Annotated in this window: 15 protein-coding genes and 2 pseudogenes; 13 read left to right on the top strand and 4 right to left on the bottom strand. The window is 63.3% G+C overall.

Going from position 1 to position 15,208, the window contains the following annotated elements; genetic code table 11:
- Positions 1 to 20: 20 nt before the first annotated feature.
- The 7 genes and pseudogenes from YU3_RS0117230 to YU3_RS0117200 all read left to right on the top strand — a co-directional run bounded on the left by YU3_RS0117230 (position 21) and on the right by YU3_RS0117200 (position 6,820).
- Positions 21 to 1,022, top strand: a complete 1,002-nt coding sequence (locus YU3_RS0117230; protein WP_027167416.1) for a sugar ABC transporter substrate-binding protein — start codon at positions 21 to 23, stop codon at positions 1,020 to 1,022.
- A 68-nt stretch (positions 1,023 to 1,090) separates the two neighbouring features.
- Positions 1,091 to 2,617 (top strand): sugar ABC transporter ATP-binding protein, encoded by a 1,527-nt coding sequence (locus YU3_RS0117225; protein ID WP_245273528.1) that lies wholly within the window; start codon positions 1,091 to 1,093, stop codon positions 2,615 to 2,617.
- Positions 2,614 to 3,645 carry an ABC transporter permease gene (locus YU3_RS0117220; protein ID WP_027167414.1) on the top strand — a complete coding sequence of 344 codons (1,032 nt, stop codon included), beginning with the start codon at positions 2,614 to 2,616 and terminating at the stop codon, positions 3,643 to 3,645. Before YU3_RS0117225 ends, YU3_RS0117220 begins: the two co-directional genes overlap by 4 nt.
- Entirely contained in the window at positions 3,642 to 4,628 is a 987-nt protein-coding gene (locus YU3_RS0117215; protein WP_027167413.1) for an ABC transporter permease, read from the top strand. Before YU3_RS0117220 ends, YU3_RS0117215 begins: the two co-directional genes overlap by 4 nt.
- 20 nt (positions 4,629 to 4,648) lie before the next feature.
- Positions 4,649 to 5,614 carry a sugar kinase gene (locus YU3_RS0117210; protein ID WP_027167412.1) on the top strand — a complete coding sequence of 322 codons (966 nt, stop codon included), beginning with the start codon at positions 4,649 to 4,651 and terminating at the stop codon, positions 5,612 to 5,614.
- Entirely contained in the window at positions 5,611 to 6,378 is a 768-nt protein-coding gene (locus YU3_RS0117205; protein WP_027167411.1) for an SDR family NAD(P)-dependent oxidoreductase, read from the top strand. Before YU3_RS0117210 ends, YU3_RS0117205 begins: the two co-directional genes overlap by 4 nt.
- 153 nt (positions 6,379 to 6,531) lie before the next feature.
- Positions 6,532 to 6,820 (top strand): annotated as a pseudogene (locus tag YU3_RS0117200) (hypothetical protein).
- A 9-nt stretch (positions 6,821 to 6,829) separates the two neighbouring features.
- Here YU3_RS0117200 and YU3_RS0117195 read toward each other — a convergent pair.
- Complete coding sequence (locus YU3_RS0117195) at positions 6,830 to 7,276, bottom strand: PPC domain-containing DNA-binding protein (protein ID WP_027167409.1); 447 nt, start codon at positions 7,274 to 7,276, stop codon at positions 6,830 to 6,832.
- A gap of 186 nt (positions 7,277 to 7,462) precedes the next feature.
- On the opposite strand from YU3_RS0117195, the gene YU3_RS0117190 reads away from it, so the two are divergent.
- From YU3_RS0117190 to YU3_RS0117180, 3 genes are read left to right on the top strand one after another with little or no spacing between them, the layout of a single operon-like run.
- Complete coding sequence (locus YU3_RS0117190; RefSeq protein ID WP_027167408.1) at positions 7,463 to 8,083, top strand: (2Fe-2S)-binding protein; 621 nt, start codon at positions 7,463 to 7,465, stop codon at positions 8,081 to 8,083.
- 1 nt (position 8,084) lies between these two features.
- Complete coding sequence (locus YU3_RS0117185) at positions 8,085 to 9,107, top strand: xanthine dehydrogenase family protein subunit M (RefSeq protein WP_027167407.1); 1,023 nt, start codon at positions 8,085 to 8,087, stop codon at positions 9,105 to 9,107.
- 3 nt (positions 9,108 to 9,110) lie between these two features.
- Positions 9,111 to 11,390, top strand: coding sequence for a xanthine dehydrogenase family protein molybdopterin-binding subunit (locus YU3_RS0117180; protein WP_027167406.1), 2,280 nt, complete (start codon positions 9,111 to 9,113; stop codon positions 11,388 to 11,390).
- 39 nt (positions 11,391 to 11,429) lie between these two features.
- On the opposite strand, the gene YU3_RS0117175 is transcribed toward YU3_RS0117180, so the two are convergent.
- Positions 11,430 to 11,780, bottom strand: a complete 351-nt coding sequence (locus YU3_RS0117175) for an FAD-dependent monooxygenase (protein WP_245273527.1) — start codon at positions 11,778 to 11,780, stop codon at positions 11,430 to 11,432.
- Between the two features lie 525 nt (positions 11,781 to 12,305).
- Here YU3_RS0117175 and YU3_RS41280 point away from each other — a divergent pair.
- On the top strand, positions 12,306 to 12,473 hold the full coding sequence (locus tag YU3_RS41280; RefSeq protein ID WP_198021673.1) for a hypothetical protein: 168 nt from the start codon (positions 12,306 to 12,308) through the stop codon (positions 12,471 to 12,473).
- Between the two features lie 88 nt (positions 12,474 to 12,561).
- Entirely contained in the window at positions 12,562 to 13,608 is a 1,047-nt protein-coding gene (locus YU3_RS0117165; protein ID WP_051333974.1) for a fatty acid desaturase, read from the top strand.
- Between the two features lie 46 nt (positions 13,609 to 13,654).
- On the opposite strand, the pseudogene YU3_RS39370 reads toward YU3_RS0117165, so the two are convergent.
- Positions 13,655 to 13,807 (bottom strand): annotated as a pseudogene (locus YU3_RS39370) (Arm DNA-binding domain-containing protein); the annotation flags it as partial.
- Between YU3_RS39370 and YU3_RS41275 the strand changes: the two are divergent.
- Complete coding sequence (locus YU3_RS41275) at positions 13,752 to 13,934, top strand: hypothetical protein (protein ID WP_027167403.1); 183 nt, start codon at positions 13,752 to 13,754, stop codon at positions 13,932 to 13,934. The pseudogene YU3_RS39370 and the gene YU3_RS41275 sit on opposite strands and share 56 nt — an antisense overlap.
- A gap of 83 nt (positions 13,935 to 14,017) precedes the next feature.
- On the opposite strand, the gene YU3_RS0117155 is transcribed toward YU3_RS41275, so the two are convergent.
- Positions 14,018 to 15,178 carry a YncE family protein gene (locus YU3_RS0117155; RefSeq protein ID WP_027167402.1) on the bottom strand — a complete coding sequence of 387 codons (1,161 nt, stop codon included), beginning with the start codon at positions 15,176 to 15,178 and terminating at the stop codon, positions 14,018 to 14,020.
- Between the last annotated feature and the right edge of the window lie 30 nt (positions 15,179 to 15,208).

Here is a 15,208-nt window from a genome sequence, read left to right as displayed (position 1 = left end):
AACAAGGGAGGAAATGAAAAATGACCAGATCAATGAAAGGCCTTGTCAAGGCGCTCGCTTTGGGCTTGGCGGCGGCTTGCAGCCTTGCAGCCATCTCTGGCGCGACCGCCGAGGAGCTGTCGCTCAAGGGCAAGCGCATCGGCGTGTCCGCCATCGGTACCGACCACTATTGGGACCTGATGGCGTTTCGCGGCATCCAGGATCGTGTGAAGGAACTCGGCGGCGAGGTCATCGCGCTCGACGCCGGCCGCAAGGACCAGCAGCAGATCGCGCAGCTGCAGACGCTGATCGCGCAGAAGCCGGACGCCATCATCGAGCAGCTCGGCAACCTCGAAGTGCTGAACCCGTGGCTGCAGAAGATCCGCGACGCCGGCATCCCGCTGTTCACGGTCGACACCGCCACCCCACACGCCATCAACAACACCACGTCGAACAACTACAATATCGGCGCCGAGATCGCGCTGCAGATGGTCGCCGACATGGGCGGCAAGGGCAATGTGCTGGTGTTCAACGGCTTCTACAGCGTGCCGGTCTGCAAGATCCGCTACGACCAGCTGAAATATGTGCTGACCTCGTTCCCGGATGTGAAGATCGTCGAGCCGGAGCTGCGCGACGTCATCCCGAACACGGTGCAGAGCGCCTATTCCAACGTCACCGACATGCTGACCAAGTCGCCCGAGAAGGGTTCGATCGGCGCGGTCTGGGCCTGCTGGGACGTGCCGCAGATCGGCGCCACGCAGGCGGTCGAAGCCGCCGGCCGCAACGAGGTCAAGACCTACGGCATCGACGGCAGCCCAGAAGTCGTCAAGATGGTGATGGACCCGAAATCGTCGGCCGGCGCGGTCGCCGCCCAGCAGCCCTATGAGATTGGCAAGACCTCGGTCGACAATGCCGCCAAGTACCTTGCCGGCCAGAAGGTGGCGCCTTTCACCTTCGTTCCGGCGGTGCTGATCAACAAGGAAAACGCCGCCGAAAAGGGTAAACCTTTCCTCGACGCCGCCGAGAAGGCTGGCGTTAAATAAGGCTGAACGAAACGACGGGCGGCCATGCCCATGTGGCTGCCCGTCACATCCAACCAGGATTGACGGCCATGCAAACAGCAAAGCGTGAAATTGCTGTATCGATGACGGGCATGTCGAAGCGGTTCGGCCCGGTGCGCGCATTGGAAAACGCGAACCTCGAGATCGCGCGCGGCTCGATCCTCGGCCTTGTCGGCCAGAACGGCGCCGGCAAGTCGACCATCATCAAGGTGCTGGCCGGCATCGTCAAACCGGACAGCGGCACTATCGTCATCAATGGCGAGACCGTCACCTCTTTGACCCCGGCGTCGGTCGAGAAGCTCGGCGTGCACTTCATCCACCAGGACAGGCTCCTGGTGCCGACCGCGACCGTCGGCGAAGCCGTCTTCCTCGGCCACGAAATCGGCCTTGGCCCGTTCGTCAGCCGCCGCGGCATGGAGCGCAAGGCAGCCGACCTTTTGAAGCGGTTCTTCGGCATGGAGCTGCCGGCGGGAACTCTTGTGAAGGACCTGACCACCGCGCAGCAGAAGGTCGTCCAGATCACCCGCGCGCTGGCGCAGAAGGCATCGGTGCTGGTGCTCGACGAGCCGACGGCGGCGCTGGTCAAGCGCGAGGTGGACAGCCTTTTCGACGTACTGCGCCGTCTGCGTGACGACGGCATCGCCGTCGTCTTCATCTCCCATTACATGCAGGAGATCGAGAAGCTTTGCGACCGCGTCACCGTGATGCGCAACGGCACCGATGTCGGCACCGTCGATCCGCGCCAGACGCCGATCGACGAGATCATCTCGATGATGATCGCCCGCGATGTCGGCGAGATGTTTCCCAAGCGTTCAGTCACTTTAGGCGCTCCGGTGCTGGAAGTCGCCAATCTTCGCCTCGGCGGCAGTTTCGAGAACGTCGGCTTCAACGTGCGCGCCGGCGAGATCGTCGGCCTCACCGGCCTGCTCGGGTCGGGTGCCAAGGAAATCGTCCAGTGCCTGTTCGGCCTCAAGACCGCTGATGGCGGCTCGATCAAGGTCGAGGGCAGGGAGCTGTCGCTGTCGACGCCGGTCAAGGCCGTGCGCGACGGCATCGCCATGCTGCCGGAGGATCGCCGCGCGCATGGCGTGGCGCTTGGCCTTTCGGTGCGCGAGAACATCTCCTTAGCCAGCCTGCGCCGCTATTCGCGGAGCGGCATGGTCAGCCGTGGCTTGGAGAACCAGGCCGTCGACGGCCTGATCAAGGAATTGTCGATCAAGACGCCGCATCGCGACGCACTGGTGCGCGAACTGTCCGGCGGCAACCAGCAAAAGGTGGCTTTAGCCAAATGGCTGAGCTGTCAGTCGCGCGTCTATGTGCTCGACGAGCCGACGGTTGCCGTCGATGTCGGCGCCAAGGTCGAGATCTACAATCTGTTGAACCGGCTGGCGGGCGAGGGCGCGGCGATCCTGCTTCTGTCGTCCGACCTGCTCGAACTGGTCGGCGTCTGCGACCGGGTGCTGGTCGTCTATCGCGGCAGGCTTGCCGGCAGCTTCTCCGGTCCTTCGATGAACAGCGACGCGCTGCTGGCGGCTTCGTCCGGTGCACGTTCGAACACCGATGGAGTAGCCGCATGAGCGCGACTGCTCTCCACCCCGAAGTCGGCGTTTCCGACGAAAAACAGGCTGCCGCAAAGAGTGCCGGCCGGCGCTTTGGCGCCCTGGTCGTGCGGCTCGGCGCGATCGCCGCCTTCGCCGCGATCATGGCCTATTTCGTCATCTTCGCGCCGGGCTTCACCTCGACCTTCAACCTGATCAACGTCGTCGAGCAGTCGGCGATCCTGGGCGTGCTCGCCTATGGCATGACGGCTGTCATCATTGGCGGCGGCTCCGATGTCACCGAAGGCGGCATCGACCTTTCGATCGCCGCCAATATGGGGCTCTGCGCCGCCGTCTACGCCACGCTGCTGTCGATGGGCTATGGCGACCTCCTCTCGGTGCTCGCAGCCATCGCCGTTGGCATGGCGGTCGGCGCGCTGAACGCCCTTGCCGTGGTCGGACTCGGCATCCTGCCGCTGCTCGCCACGCTTGCCGTGCTCAATGTCGCGGCCGGCATGGAACTCACGCTCACCCAGAACACGGTCGTCGGCGCATCCTCCCCGCTGCTCGGCCTGCTGGTCTCAGGCAGCTTCCTCGGCATCTCCGCGCTTGCCTGGGCGCTGATCGTCTTCTCCGCGATCGTGATCGCTGTCATCCACGGCACCGCGTTCGGGCTGCGGCTCTACGCGGTCGGCGGCCACCCGGAGGCGGCGCGCGCGGCTGGCCTCAGCGTGCCCTTCTATGTGTCGTTCACCTATGTGCTGAGCGGCTTCTGCGCGGCGGTGGCCAGCATCCTCACCGTCTCGCGCCTGTCGGCCAGCACGCCCGGTTCCGGCGAGTTGCTTCTGTCGGTGCTGGCGGCGGCGCTGCTCGGCACCGTCTTTTCCCGCCGCTTCGTGCCGACCATGGGCGGAACGCTGCTCAGCGTGCTGTTCATCGGTCTTTTAGCCAACGGCTTCCAGTTGCTCAACGTCTCCAGCTACTGGGTCAACGGCGTGCAGGGCGCGCTGATCCTGCTGGTGGTAGCCATCACATCCTTTGCCCGCGGTTCGGAGGGTTCTCGATGAGCGTCTCGGCCAACGACAACTCAACCAAGGTGAGTGTGCGCGGTTTCCTCGCCAAATACAGCGTGCTGATCGCCTTCGCCGCCATCGTTGTCTTCTTCGCCGTCGCGAGCCCGACCTTCCTGACGCCGGCAAACCTGTTCAACGTGCTGGTCAACAATGTCGTCATGCTGGCGATCGTGGCGCTTGGCCTGACCATCGTCATCTCGTCGGGCGGCATCGATCTCTCGGTCGGTGTCTCCGTCGACGTGGCAAGCATGGTTTTCGTCATGCTTCTCGCCGGCGGCTACAGCGGCGTGGCCGGTGTCGCCGGCGGGCTGGGTGCCGCCCTCATTGTCGGTATCCTCAACGCCATCCTCATCACCAGGCTGAACATCAGCCCGTTCCTGGCGACGCTTGGCGTGCTGTTCATCGGCCAGAGCACACAGCAGCTTGCCACCAGCGGCGGCCAGCCGATCTACCTCACCAGCGGCTATGCCAGCGACCAGTTCAACGCCATTGCCCGCACAGCTTTGTTCGGTGTGCCGACACCGGTGATCGTGCTGATCGTCTTGGCCATCGCGGTCCATGTCCTGCTGCATCGCTCGGTCTTCGGCCGTTACGTCCAGGCAATGGGAGCGCAGCCCGGCGTCGCCTGGTATTCGGGCATCCGCGTGCCGCGCGAATTGTCGATGGTGCATGTGCTTTGCGCGCTGCTGGCCGGCGTCACCGGCATCCTGCTGTCGGCGACGGTGAAGTCCTACGTGCCGCTCTCCGGCAATGCCTTCCTGCTCGATGCGATCGGCGCCACCTTCATCGGCACGACGCTCAGCCGCGAACGCAAGCCTTCGGTGGTCGGCACGCTGCTCGGCGTATTGCTGCTCGCCATCGTCAAGAACGGGCTGCTGCTCGTCGGCTGGAATTTCTACTGGCAGCAGGTCGGCATCGGCGTGCTGGTCTTCCTCGTGCTGGCCGCGAGCTTCGGCCTGCGCCGCGCCGCCCATTGAGTTCGAAAGGTCAGTCCATCATGCCACAATTCGACGTCAGCTCGATCGGCTTCTACGTCCTCGATATCCTCGGACGGCCGGTGTCGCGCATCCCCGAAGGCGGCCGCGCCGACTTTATCGAGGAGATCCGCATGACCGTCGCCGGCACGGCCGGCGCGACCGGAATGGACTGCGCCATTCTCGGGCTGAAGACCCGGGCCGTGACCACGCTCGGCACCGACGACATGGGCGACTGGTTCCTCGCCAAGCTTGGGAAATATGGCCTGGAGTGCGGCCTCGTGTGCCGTGACGGCAGCGTGCAGACGTCCTCCACCATCCTGCCGGTGCGGCCGAACGGCGAGCGTCCGGCATTGCATGTGCCGGGGACTGCCACTTTGTTCGAAGTCGCGGACGCCGATCTCGACGCTGCCTTGGATGCAACCGTCGTCCATGTCGGCGGCACCGGCCTGCTGAAGCGCTTCGACGGCGAGCCGACCGTCAGGCTGCTGAAGCGCGCCAAGGAGCTTGGCCGCGTCACCACCTTCGATCTCATCCAGGCGACGCCCGAAACGTGGAAGCTGGTCGAACCGTGCCTGCCTTACATCGACTATTTCGTGCCGAGCATCGACGAGGCCGGCGAGATGGCGCATGACCGCGATCCGGCCCGCGTCGCCGCCTTCTTCAAGGCCAGGGGCGTGAAGAACTGCATCCTGACGCTCGGCGCCGACGGCGTTCACGTCTCGCCCGAGCATGGCGAGGATTTTCATCTGCCGGCCTTCGAGGTCGAGGTCTTCGACACCACGGGCTGCGGCGACTCCTTCACCGCCGGTATCATCGTCGGCATCGTCAAAGGCTGGGACCTCACGCAGTCCGCGCGCTTTGCCAGCGCCGTCGCCGCCAAGGTGGCGATGGGACTCGGTTCCGACGGCAAGCTCGTTTCATTCGACGACACGATCGCTGCGATGAACTCGCTCCCGGTCAAGACATCAAAGGTTCAAGCAGCATGACCATCCTTCCTGAAGCCAAGGGCAAGACGGCCCTCGTCACTGGCGCCAGTCGCGGTATCGGCAGGGCTCTTGCGAAAGGGCTCGCCGAAGCTGGCTTCGATGTCGCCATCACCGATTTGCCGTCGCAGGCGGCGGAACTCGACGTGACCAGGGGCGAGATCGAGGCGGCCGGCCGCAGGGCCTATGTCTACACGATGGATGTCAGCAGGAAAAAGGACATCGAGGCGACCGCGCAGGCTCTGCTCGAGGCCGCTGGCAGCATCGATGTGCTGGTCAACAATGCCGGCATCCTGAAGCCCAGCCTGCTCCAGGACCTCGACGAGGCCAACTGGGACGCGCATTTCGACGTCAACGCCAAGGGCGTGCTGATGATGTGCCAGGCGGTGCTGCCGCATATGCGCGCCAGGAAATCGGGCCGGGTGATCAACATCGCTTCGATCGCCGGCCGCCAGGGCGTGCCGACTCAGGGCCATTACGCGGCGACCAAGGCGGTGGTGATCACGCTGACCCGCGTGCTGGCGCAAGAAGTCGGCATGGACGGCGTCACCGTCAATGCGATCTGTCCCGGCATCATCCTGACCGAGATGGGCAAGAATAATCTGGGCAGCGAAGCCGCGATCCGCCATTGGGAGGAGGTCGCCGCGCTGAAGCGCCTCGGCGCGCCGGAAGATGTCGTCGGGCCGGTGCTGTTCTTCGCGTCCGACCTGTCGGCCTTCGTCACCGGCCAGTCGCTCAACGTCGACGGCGGCATCTACTACCACTAACCTTCGTAGGGGTGGCCTGCGTGTCTTGGCAATGCGTTTGTCCAAACGTTTAGAGGATCAAATCTTGAATCTCAAGCGTCGCTCGGGCTCGTCGAAATACGCGCTTCCCCACTTGGCCTCGACGCGGCCGGATCGATTCTGCCGGGCAGTGTGATGGCGGCTCAAGGCTTGAACTACGGGTCGCTTTGGCAAGCATTGCGCGCATCTTTGCGTAGACATGCAAGAACTATTCGCCGAGCTCTCTGAATGGGCGACGCCCTGGATCACCAGGGTGCTTCCGAGAGTGGCGATCGAGATCGGCTACCGAGTCATCTTGGTTACGGATGCGCTTTGCAGTTCTTCTGACGCCACCCATGACGCGTTGATGACCGTATACCATCAGCGCTTTGCCCAGCAGGTCGAGACGGTCGAAATGGAGGTCGTGCTCTCGGCTTGGGCCTGACGAAGGCTGTTATGAGGCCTCTAGGTCGATCAGTGCAATGCCGAGCTCGGAACGCTTCCTGCGACGCAAGTGGCCGGGCGATTCCAGTACGGTAACTTCCAGCGTCGGCCGCACAAAACCTTGCAACAAATGACCGCCTCGCGTCGATCCGTCACTGAGACCAAGCACTGCGTGAATGTGAAGGCTCGGCTTGTCCTCCTCGTCGATGGCAATGTCCCCAATCGCGCTCACAACTTCGCACTGCTCCAGGACAGGAATCTTGCGGTAGGATTTCGACTGAAAGTCGAACCAGCCGACCGTTGCTTTTTCGAACGCGCCGATCGCCGCCAATGAAGCGCCGGCAATTCCGTTACGACCGGCAAAAATCGTCAATGCTTCGACTGCTTCTTCGTTTGGATCCAGCACGACCACAAAGGTCCTTTGTCCCGACGTTTTTGCCACCAGCTTCGATTTCATGATCAGCCTGCTTCGATGCCCGTTGGTTCTCGGATGCAGAACTCGAAATCGGCGTGCATGTTCCCCGGTTGAAACCGAGCCGCTCGGAGCACGTTTTTGTGAGGCGTCGTTGTTTGATCGGCAATTCGGAACAATGCTTCGGCTCGATGGTTAGCGCCAATGACCCAGCCAGCGACGGAGCGAGCCATGTCCCAGCCTTCGGCCTTACCCGCAACCGATCTCAACCGGCGAAGCTTTATGACAGGTACTGTCTCGGCCGTTGCGGCTGTCCCTTTGCTGGGCTCACCAGCGAAAGCCGAAACAGCGGGCCGATCCGACACAGGACCAAGGGAGCCGGCCGTCACGTCGCTGCGGATCAACAAGCAACCATACGAGCTTTCGCTTGACCCGCGGACGAGTCTGCTCGACGCCCTTCGCGATCACGCTGGACTGACCGGCACCAAAAAAGGCTGTGACCACGGCCAGTGCGGGGCCTGCACGGTGCTGGTCGACGGCAAACGTGTTCTGTCCTGCTTGAGCTTCGCGGTGATGAACGGCGGCAAGGAGGTGACGACCATCGAAGGGCTGTCATCGACGGATGGTGTCCTGCATCCGATGCAGCAGGCCTTCGTCGATCACGATGCCTTCCAGTGCGGCTACTGCACGCCGGGCCAGATCATGTCGGCGATCGGCTGCGTCAATGAAGGTCATGCCGGTTCCGAGGACGATATCCGCGAGTTTATGAGCGGCAACATCTGCCGCTGCGCCGCCTATCCCAATATTGTCGCCGCCATCATCCAGGCGCGTGACGAAACCAAGGGGGCCTGACATGCGTCCCTTCGTCTACGAGCAGCCTACAAACATATCCGCCGCCGTCGCGCTTGCTTCCCGATTTACCAATTCGGACGACGCCCCAACGCGGGCGAATGCACAGTTCATCGCCGGCGCCACCAATCTGGCCGACTATATGAAACTCGGTGTGGCGCAGCCTGACCGGTTGGTGGATCTCAACCGTCTCGCCGAGCCGGCGCTCAGGCAAATCAGGATCACCGACGATGGTATTCGCTTCGGCGCTCTCGTGCGGATGGGCGAGGCCGCCGACAACAGCGAAGTCAAGCGGCGCTATCCGGTCGTCGCCGGCAGTCTTAAGCTGGCGGCAAGCGGCCAGATCCGCAACATGGCGAGCCTTGCCGGCAATGTCCTGCAACGCACGCGCTGCGAATATTTCCGCGAGACGTCCTGGCCCTGCAACAAGCGCGTGCCGGGGTCGGGCTGCGCCGCCATGGAAGGTTTCAACCGGCAGCATGCGGTTCTGGGGGCCAGTGACGCGTGTATCGCCACCTACCACGGCGACTTCGCCCAGGCGCTGATCGCCCTCGACGCCGTGGTTCACGCCGAGGGCTCGCGCGGCGCGCGCAAGATCCCGTTCGCCAAGCTGCATCGGCGGCCCGGCGATACGCCGCATATCGAGACCGATCTGGCCGCCGACGAAATCATCACCGCCATCGAAGTGCCCGCCATCCCATGGGCTAGGCGTTCGCTATACCTGAAGATCCGCGACCGTGAATCCTATGCCTTTGCGCTGGCCTCGGCCGCCGTTGCGCTCGACCTCGACGGCGACAAGGTCCGCGAGGCACGGATCGCGCTTGGCGGCGTCGCCACCGTGCCGTGGCGGGCGCGGACCGCAGAACAGGCCTTGCAGGACAAGGCCCTCGACGAGGCGTCGGCCAAGGCAGCGGCGGAGGCTGCCTTTGCCGATGCCGAACCGCGCCGGGACAATGCGTTCAAGATTGAGCTCGGCAAGCGCACGCTGGTGCGGGCGCTGCTCGAAACCCGTGACATGAAGGTGTGAGACATGGATGCAGCCGCTCCGAAGCCCAAGGAGAACATGGGCGAACCGCTGCCGCGCATCGATGCGCGGCTGAAAGTCACCGGCCAGGCCCACTATCCCGCGGATCTGCCGACGGCCAACATCGCCTACGGTGCGCTGGCAACCAGCAGCATCGCCAAGGGCAGGGTGACCAAGCTTCATCTCGATGACGCCCGCGCGGTGCCCGGCCTGCTCGATATCGTCACCTATGGCGACATGGATAAGTTCGAAAGGCCGAAATTCGGCAACACTGGCGCCACCTCGATCGGACCGCTGCATGACAGGACGATTTTCCATGACGGCCAGATCATCGCGCTCGCGGTTGCCGAGACATTCGAGGCGGCTGAAGAGGCCGCGCAATTGATCCGCGCGGATTACGAGGAGGAGAAGCCTACCGCTAGCTTCGACAGTCCGGGCACGAAGACCATCCCCGCCGCCGGCAAGAGCCCGCTGTTCAAGGAGGACGTCAAGGCGGGCGATTTCGAGGCCGCCTATGCCGCCGCTCCGGTCAAGATCGACCAGCGCTACTCGACGCCCACGCAGCACCACAATCCGATCGAGTTGTTCTCGACGACCGCCATGTGGGAAGGCGATCGGCTCATCGTTCACGAGCCGTCGCAGAACGTCACCGGCTGGAAGGTCGAGCTTGCCAGGCAACTGAAGATCGATCCGGCCAGGGTGCGGATCGTCAGCCCCTATATCGGCGGCGCCTTCGGCTCGAAAGGACCCATGACCACGCGCACCGCGATCGTCGCCGTTGCCGCCAAGCGTCTCGGCCGTCCGGTGCGTTGCGTGACGAGCCGCATGCAGGCGTTCGGGACCCAGACCTATCGCGCCGAAACCCGGCACCGCATCCGGATCGGCGCCGGCAAGGACGGGCGTATCACGGCCTTCGCCCATGAGGGCTGGGAGGTGACGTCACGTCCGGATGCCTATGTCGTCGGCGGCACCTCGGCGACGGGGCGCATGTACGACTATGGCTCGGTGCTGACGCATGTCTCGCTCGTGCAGGCAGACCGCAACACACCGGGCTATATGCGTTCTCCTCCCGAGACGCCTTACGTCTACGCGTTGGAAAACGCGATGGACGAAATGGCGGTAGCGCTTGGCATGGATCCGGTCGAGTTCCGCCGGATCAATGAGCCGAAGACTGAGCCGATCGGGAAGAAGCCGTTCTCCAGTCGTTCGCTCATCCAGTGCTACGAGCAGGCGGCAGACGCTTTCGGCTGGGCCAAAAGAGATCCGAAGGTCGGTGCGATGCGCGATGGCGATTGGCTGATCGGTATGGGCTGCGCAACGGCCATATATCCGACCGCCGCGGCGCCGTGCGCGGCGCGTGTGCGCCTGACCGTAGACGGCGGCGTTCGCGTGCAATGCAGTTCGCACGAGATCGGCACCGGCGTTCGCACCGTGGCCGCCCAGATGGCCGCCGAGCGGCTTGGCGCCGGGATCGACAAGGTGGAAGTCGAGATGGGCGACAGCAGCCTGCCTCCAGCTCCGGTTTCGGGCGGCTCGATTTCGACCGCGAGCGTGTGCTCGGCCGTACTGAAGGCGTGCGACGCGATCCGCACGAAGCTTTTCGCGGCAGCCACTGGCGAGGGCAGCTCCCTTGCCGGCTCCCACAACGAGGAATTGGACGTTCGTGGCGGCAAGATCGTGGCGAAGAGCGGCGCATCGGCCAAGGTCGAGGACGTCTTCAAGACCATGCAGGTTGGCGCGATCGAGGAGTACGCCGAGTTCGCGCCCAAGAGCGCGACGCCCCAGGCGTTGAAAAAACTCTATGCCGGCCAGCCGGAATTCCATGGCGGTGAGTCCGACGAGGAGTCGGTCAAATACGCTTTCGGTGCCGAATTCGTCGAAGTCCGCGTCAACAGCTACACAAAGGAAATTCGCGTGCCGCGCATTGTCGGGGCCTTCGCGGCGGGCCGCATCATGAACACGCGCACCGCGCGCAGCCAGCTGATGGGCGGCATGATCTGGGGCATCGGCCAGGCGCTGCATGAGGCGACCGAAGTCGACCGGCGCTACGCCCGCTATGTGAACCGCGATCTGCAGGACTATCTCGTGCCGGTCAATGCCGACATCAAGGACCTGCAGGTGATCCTGGTCCCAGAGGTCGACCACGCGGTCAATCCTGCCGGCGTGAAGGGGCTTGGCGAACTAGGCAATGTCGGCACGGCCGCCGCCGTTGCAAGTGCGGTCTATCACGCGACCGGCAAGCGTATCCGCGACCTGCCGATCAGGATCGAGCAGTTGATCACTTGAGCATGAGACGACGGTTGACCGCGCCTCCTATTACTCCCTTCAGGCCCGCGACGCGCTCTGTCGCTGCAGGGCGGGAACCGCGCCGATGGTCCGCATCGCGAGGTTGCGGAACGTCTGAATGAATCTGTTGGTCGACTGCACCGTCGACAGAATGCGTTCGCTGAGCTCGATCCAGCGATGCCCTGCCGGCCGGCGTTCATCCGTATATCCAGCCAGCATGCCGTCGCCGAAACGCCGGGCAAAGGAAGCGGCATCCTCGATACCGAGATTCATGCCGCGGGCGCCAAGAGGCGAGTGGACATGCGCCGCATCGCCGCCGAGGAAGACGCCGGCGGTCTGGTAGCGTGACGCCTGCTTTGCCGGAATGTGGAAACGATCGGTACGCAGCACCTGCGATACGCGATAATTGCCCGGCAAATGCGCCAACGCATCGGGCGTATTCGAGACCGCGCGAAACGGTCCTCAGATTCGCCCGACCATACGAGAGAATACGAAGGAAATGGGTTGGCGAACCATCCGCCAATGCGGCCTTATGTAGCAAAAGCACCAACATTCCAATTGCCGCGACTTAGTGGGTTCCCATAAGATCCGGTGCATGGGAGAGCCGCACGTCATACCCGTGTTGGTTGCCAAGCGTGCCAAACTGTTGGGCAAGATTTCAGTTCTCGATCTCGACGCATTGCAACGCGGCGCCAGACAAAGGCGGCGAAACTTGCTGACTTGAAGGCCTTGGCCGACCGCTACACGAAACCACAGTTATCGAACGGGCGGCTGTGACGATGCCCGGACAAACCAGCCCTGACAGGCGCCCAAGGCTGCTCCAAGACTCTCGCCGCATAGGCGTTGAGGCGAGATCGCTGATCGCCGGACAGAACTCCGGCGGTCGTTGACAGGCCAGCAAAAGGAGTCCATTTGATGATCGCGTGTGTCAAGAAAGCCGATCCGAAACCTGCAACTGAACAGAACGACAAAAACCGCTTTGAAAGCATCCACGATGCGGCAGCGGAACGATGCAGGAATGCAGACACCGACGGCACACGGCGGCGCGCTCGCCAGACGGCCGAGGACAACCGCCTCATGTGAAAACTGAAGCTCGACCATGTCTCGTCTCTAGGCTTCGGTCTGCCGAATCGTCCGTGCAGCAGCCTCCAAACCCGTAAAGGCCCGCCCATTGTCATTGACGCAAGCCGCCAAATCCATCTCCCCGCTCCAGGGCGGCGAACCGACCTGGCCCAAGGTTCTCGCCGGCTACCGGCAGCCACACAGGGGACGCAGCCTGAATGAACTGATGGTCACGCTTGTCCCGTTTCTCGGCCTTTGGACGCTTGCCGCGACAGCGGTGCATCATGGCTTTTGGTGGGGGACGGCGCTGACAGTTCCGGCGGCGGGGTTCCTGCTTCGTCTGTTCATGATTCAGCACGATTGCGGTCACGGCTCGTTCTTCGCTCACCGCAGGGCGGATGATTGGACCGGTCGCCTGATCGGTGTCCTTACGTTCACGCCATATGATTACTGGCGCCGCGCGCATGCGGCCCATCATGCCTCTGCCGGCAATCTCGACGAGCGCGGCGTGGGTGACATCACGACGCTGACCGTGACCGAATACCATTCCCTGTCGCGCTCGCGCCGCCTCGCATACAGGCTCTATCGCAATCCTGTTGTGATGTTCGGCATCGGGCCCATCTGGCTTTTTCTGATCAAGCAAAGACTGCCCTTCGGCATGATGCGCTCAGGCGCGGAGCCATGGGTCTCGACCATGGCCACCAATCTGGCAATCCTGGTTCTGACCCTAGGCCTCATCTGGTTCGTCGGCTTCGGGTCGATCCTTCTGGTGCAGTTGCCAATCGTGGTATTGGCAGGGTCGGCCGGCATCTGGCTATTCTATGTCCAGCATCAGTTCGAGGAGACACACTGGTCGCACGTTCCGCAATGGCGGTTTCAGGACGCCGCTCTGCACGGCTCCTCTTATTATGAACTGCCGCCGGTCCTGCGATGGCTCACCGCCAACATCGGCATTCATCATGTCCACCACCTTTCCAGCAAAGTGCCATACTACCGGCTTCCGGAAGTGCTGCGCGATTACCCGGAGCTACGCGGCATCGGCCGCATCACAATCGCGGAAAGCATCCGGTGCGTAAGGTTGGTGCTTTGGGACGAGCGCTGCCAACGCCTCGTCACCTTTCGCGATGCAGGCGCAATGCCTCCTCTACAGCAGTGACCAATGTCGCATTGCTGAAGACACCAGCACACGGGTCACGGTTATGGCGAACCTCTGCCAGCCAGTCCTGCGCCAGCTTTCTGGCCTGGTCGACGGCAAGTTCTCCGAACCGACCTAGCGCGGGTTTCCGACGGACGCCGGAGTTGGTCACGTATCGCAACATGAAGATCTTGCCGCCCGCCGGCGTGATTTTCAGCATGGCGGTGTTCAGATTGGCGCTCTTTGGGCCGCTCAAAATCGAGTTCCGCAAGGAGTGCTGGTTCGATCCCGGCCAGGGGCACAATCCTTCGCTCTTCGAGCTTCGGATGGCAGGCCATCCTTCCTGAGCCTCAATGACAGGCCACCCTTACGAGCTTCAGTGACAGGCCACCCTTACGAGCTTCGGGTGGCAGGGCCACCTAAAGGCATCCTACCGCATATTCCCCGTATGCCCTTGCGAGTACCGCCCCGGCTGCGGCCACACCGTCAGGCCGTGCGGCTCGGCGCCGACGCGGATCTTGGTCACGGCGCCGCTCGTCGTGTCGATCATATAGGCCTCGCGGTCGAAACGGCCGGAGAGCCACAGCTGCCTGCCGTCGGCGCTGACATTGCCCATGTCGGGGCTGCCGCCGCCGGGGATGGGCCATTGCGCCACCACGGCGCGGGTGGCGAAGTCGATCACCGTCACGCTGCCCGGACCCTTGGCCTTGCCCTGCTCCATCTTGTGCGAGCCGCGGTTCGAGACATAGAGCCGCTTGGCGTCGCGGCTGACGACGAAACCATGCGTGCCGATGCCGGCCGGGATGAAGCCGATTTCCTTGAAATTGTCGCCGTCGATCAGGAACACGCCGTCATTCATCATGTCGGCAACGTAGAAAACCTTGCCGTCGGGCGAGAGGCGGATGTCCTGCGGCATGCCCATCCTGGAGAGGTCGAGGTGGCCGAGCACCTTCTGGTTCTTCAGGTCGATCTTGGCCAGGCCACCGACGCCGTATTCGCAGGTGAAGATCGCATAAGAGCCGTCGCTCGAGAAATCGGCATGGTTGATGCCAGGGCAGGTCGGCGTCGGCAGGCTCGATTTCAACGCCATGGTGTGCGGGTCGCGGAAATCGAGCTGCTGCATGGCTTCGTCGACGATGATGGCAGCGCTGCCGTCCGGCATGAAATACATGTTGTAGGGGTCGTCCACCGCAATCTGCAGGCCGGGCTTGCCGGTCATCGGATCGATCGGCGTCAGGCTGCCATTCTTGCCGGTGCCGTTGTTGGCAACCCAGAGCGTCTTCAGGTCCCAGGACGGTACGACGTGCTGCGGCTTGCTGCCGACCGAAAACCTGCCGACCTCCTTCAGGGTGAGCGTGTCGATCACCGAGACGCTGTTGGAGGAGCGGTTGGGCACGTAGACGCGCGGCAGCGCGCCGGCCGTGGCGGGACTGAGATGGCCGGCCGTGGTCTGGCTGTAGATGTTGACCTGCGCAGGCGCCGGATCGCTGCAATCCTCCGGGCAGGAGCCGGCCAGGGCTCGGGCTGGAAGCATGGCGAGTAGGACAAGCGGCGCACAGAGGCGGGCGAAGCGCAGGACGATTTCGATCATTCGGAAGTGCTTTGTGGTGAAGGCCGGCCG

It is taken from the genome of Mesorhizobium sp. WSM3224 (assembly GCF_000427725.1).
Classification (GTDB): Bacteria; Pseudomonadota; Alphaproteobacteria; order Rhizobiales; family Rhizobiaceae; genus Mesorhizobium.
The sequence above is the reverse complement of the archived record's forward strand: the minus strand, read 5'-3'. Positions and strand labels throughout refer to the sequence as shown.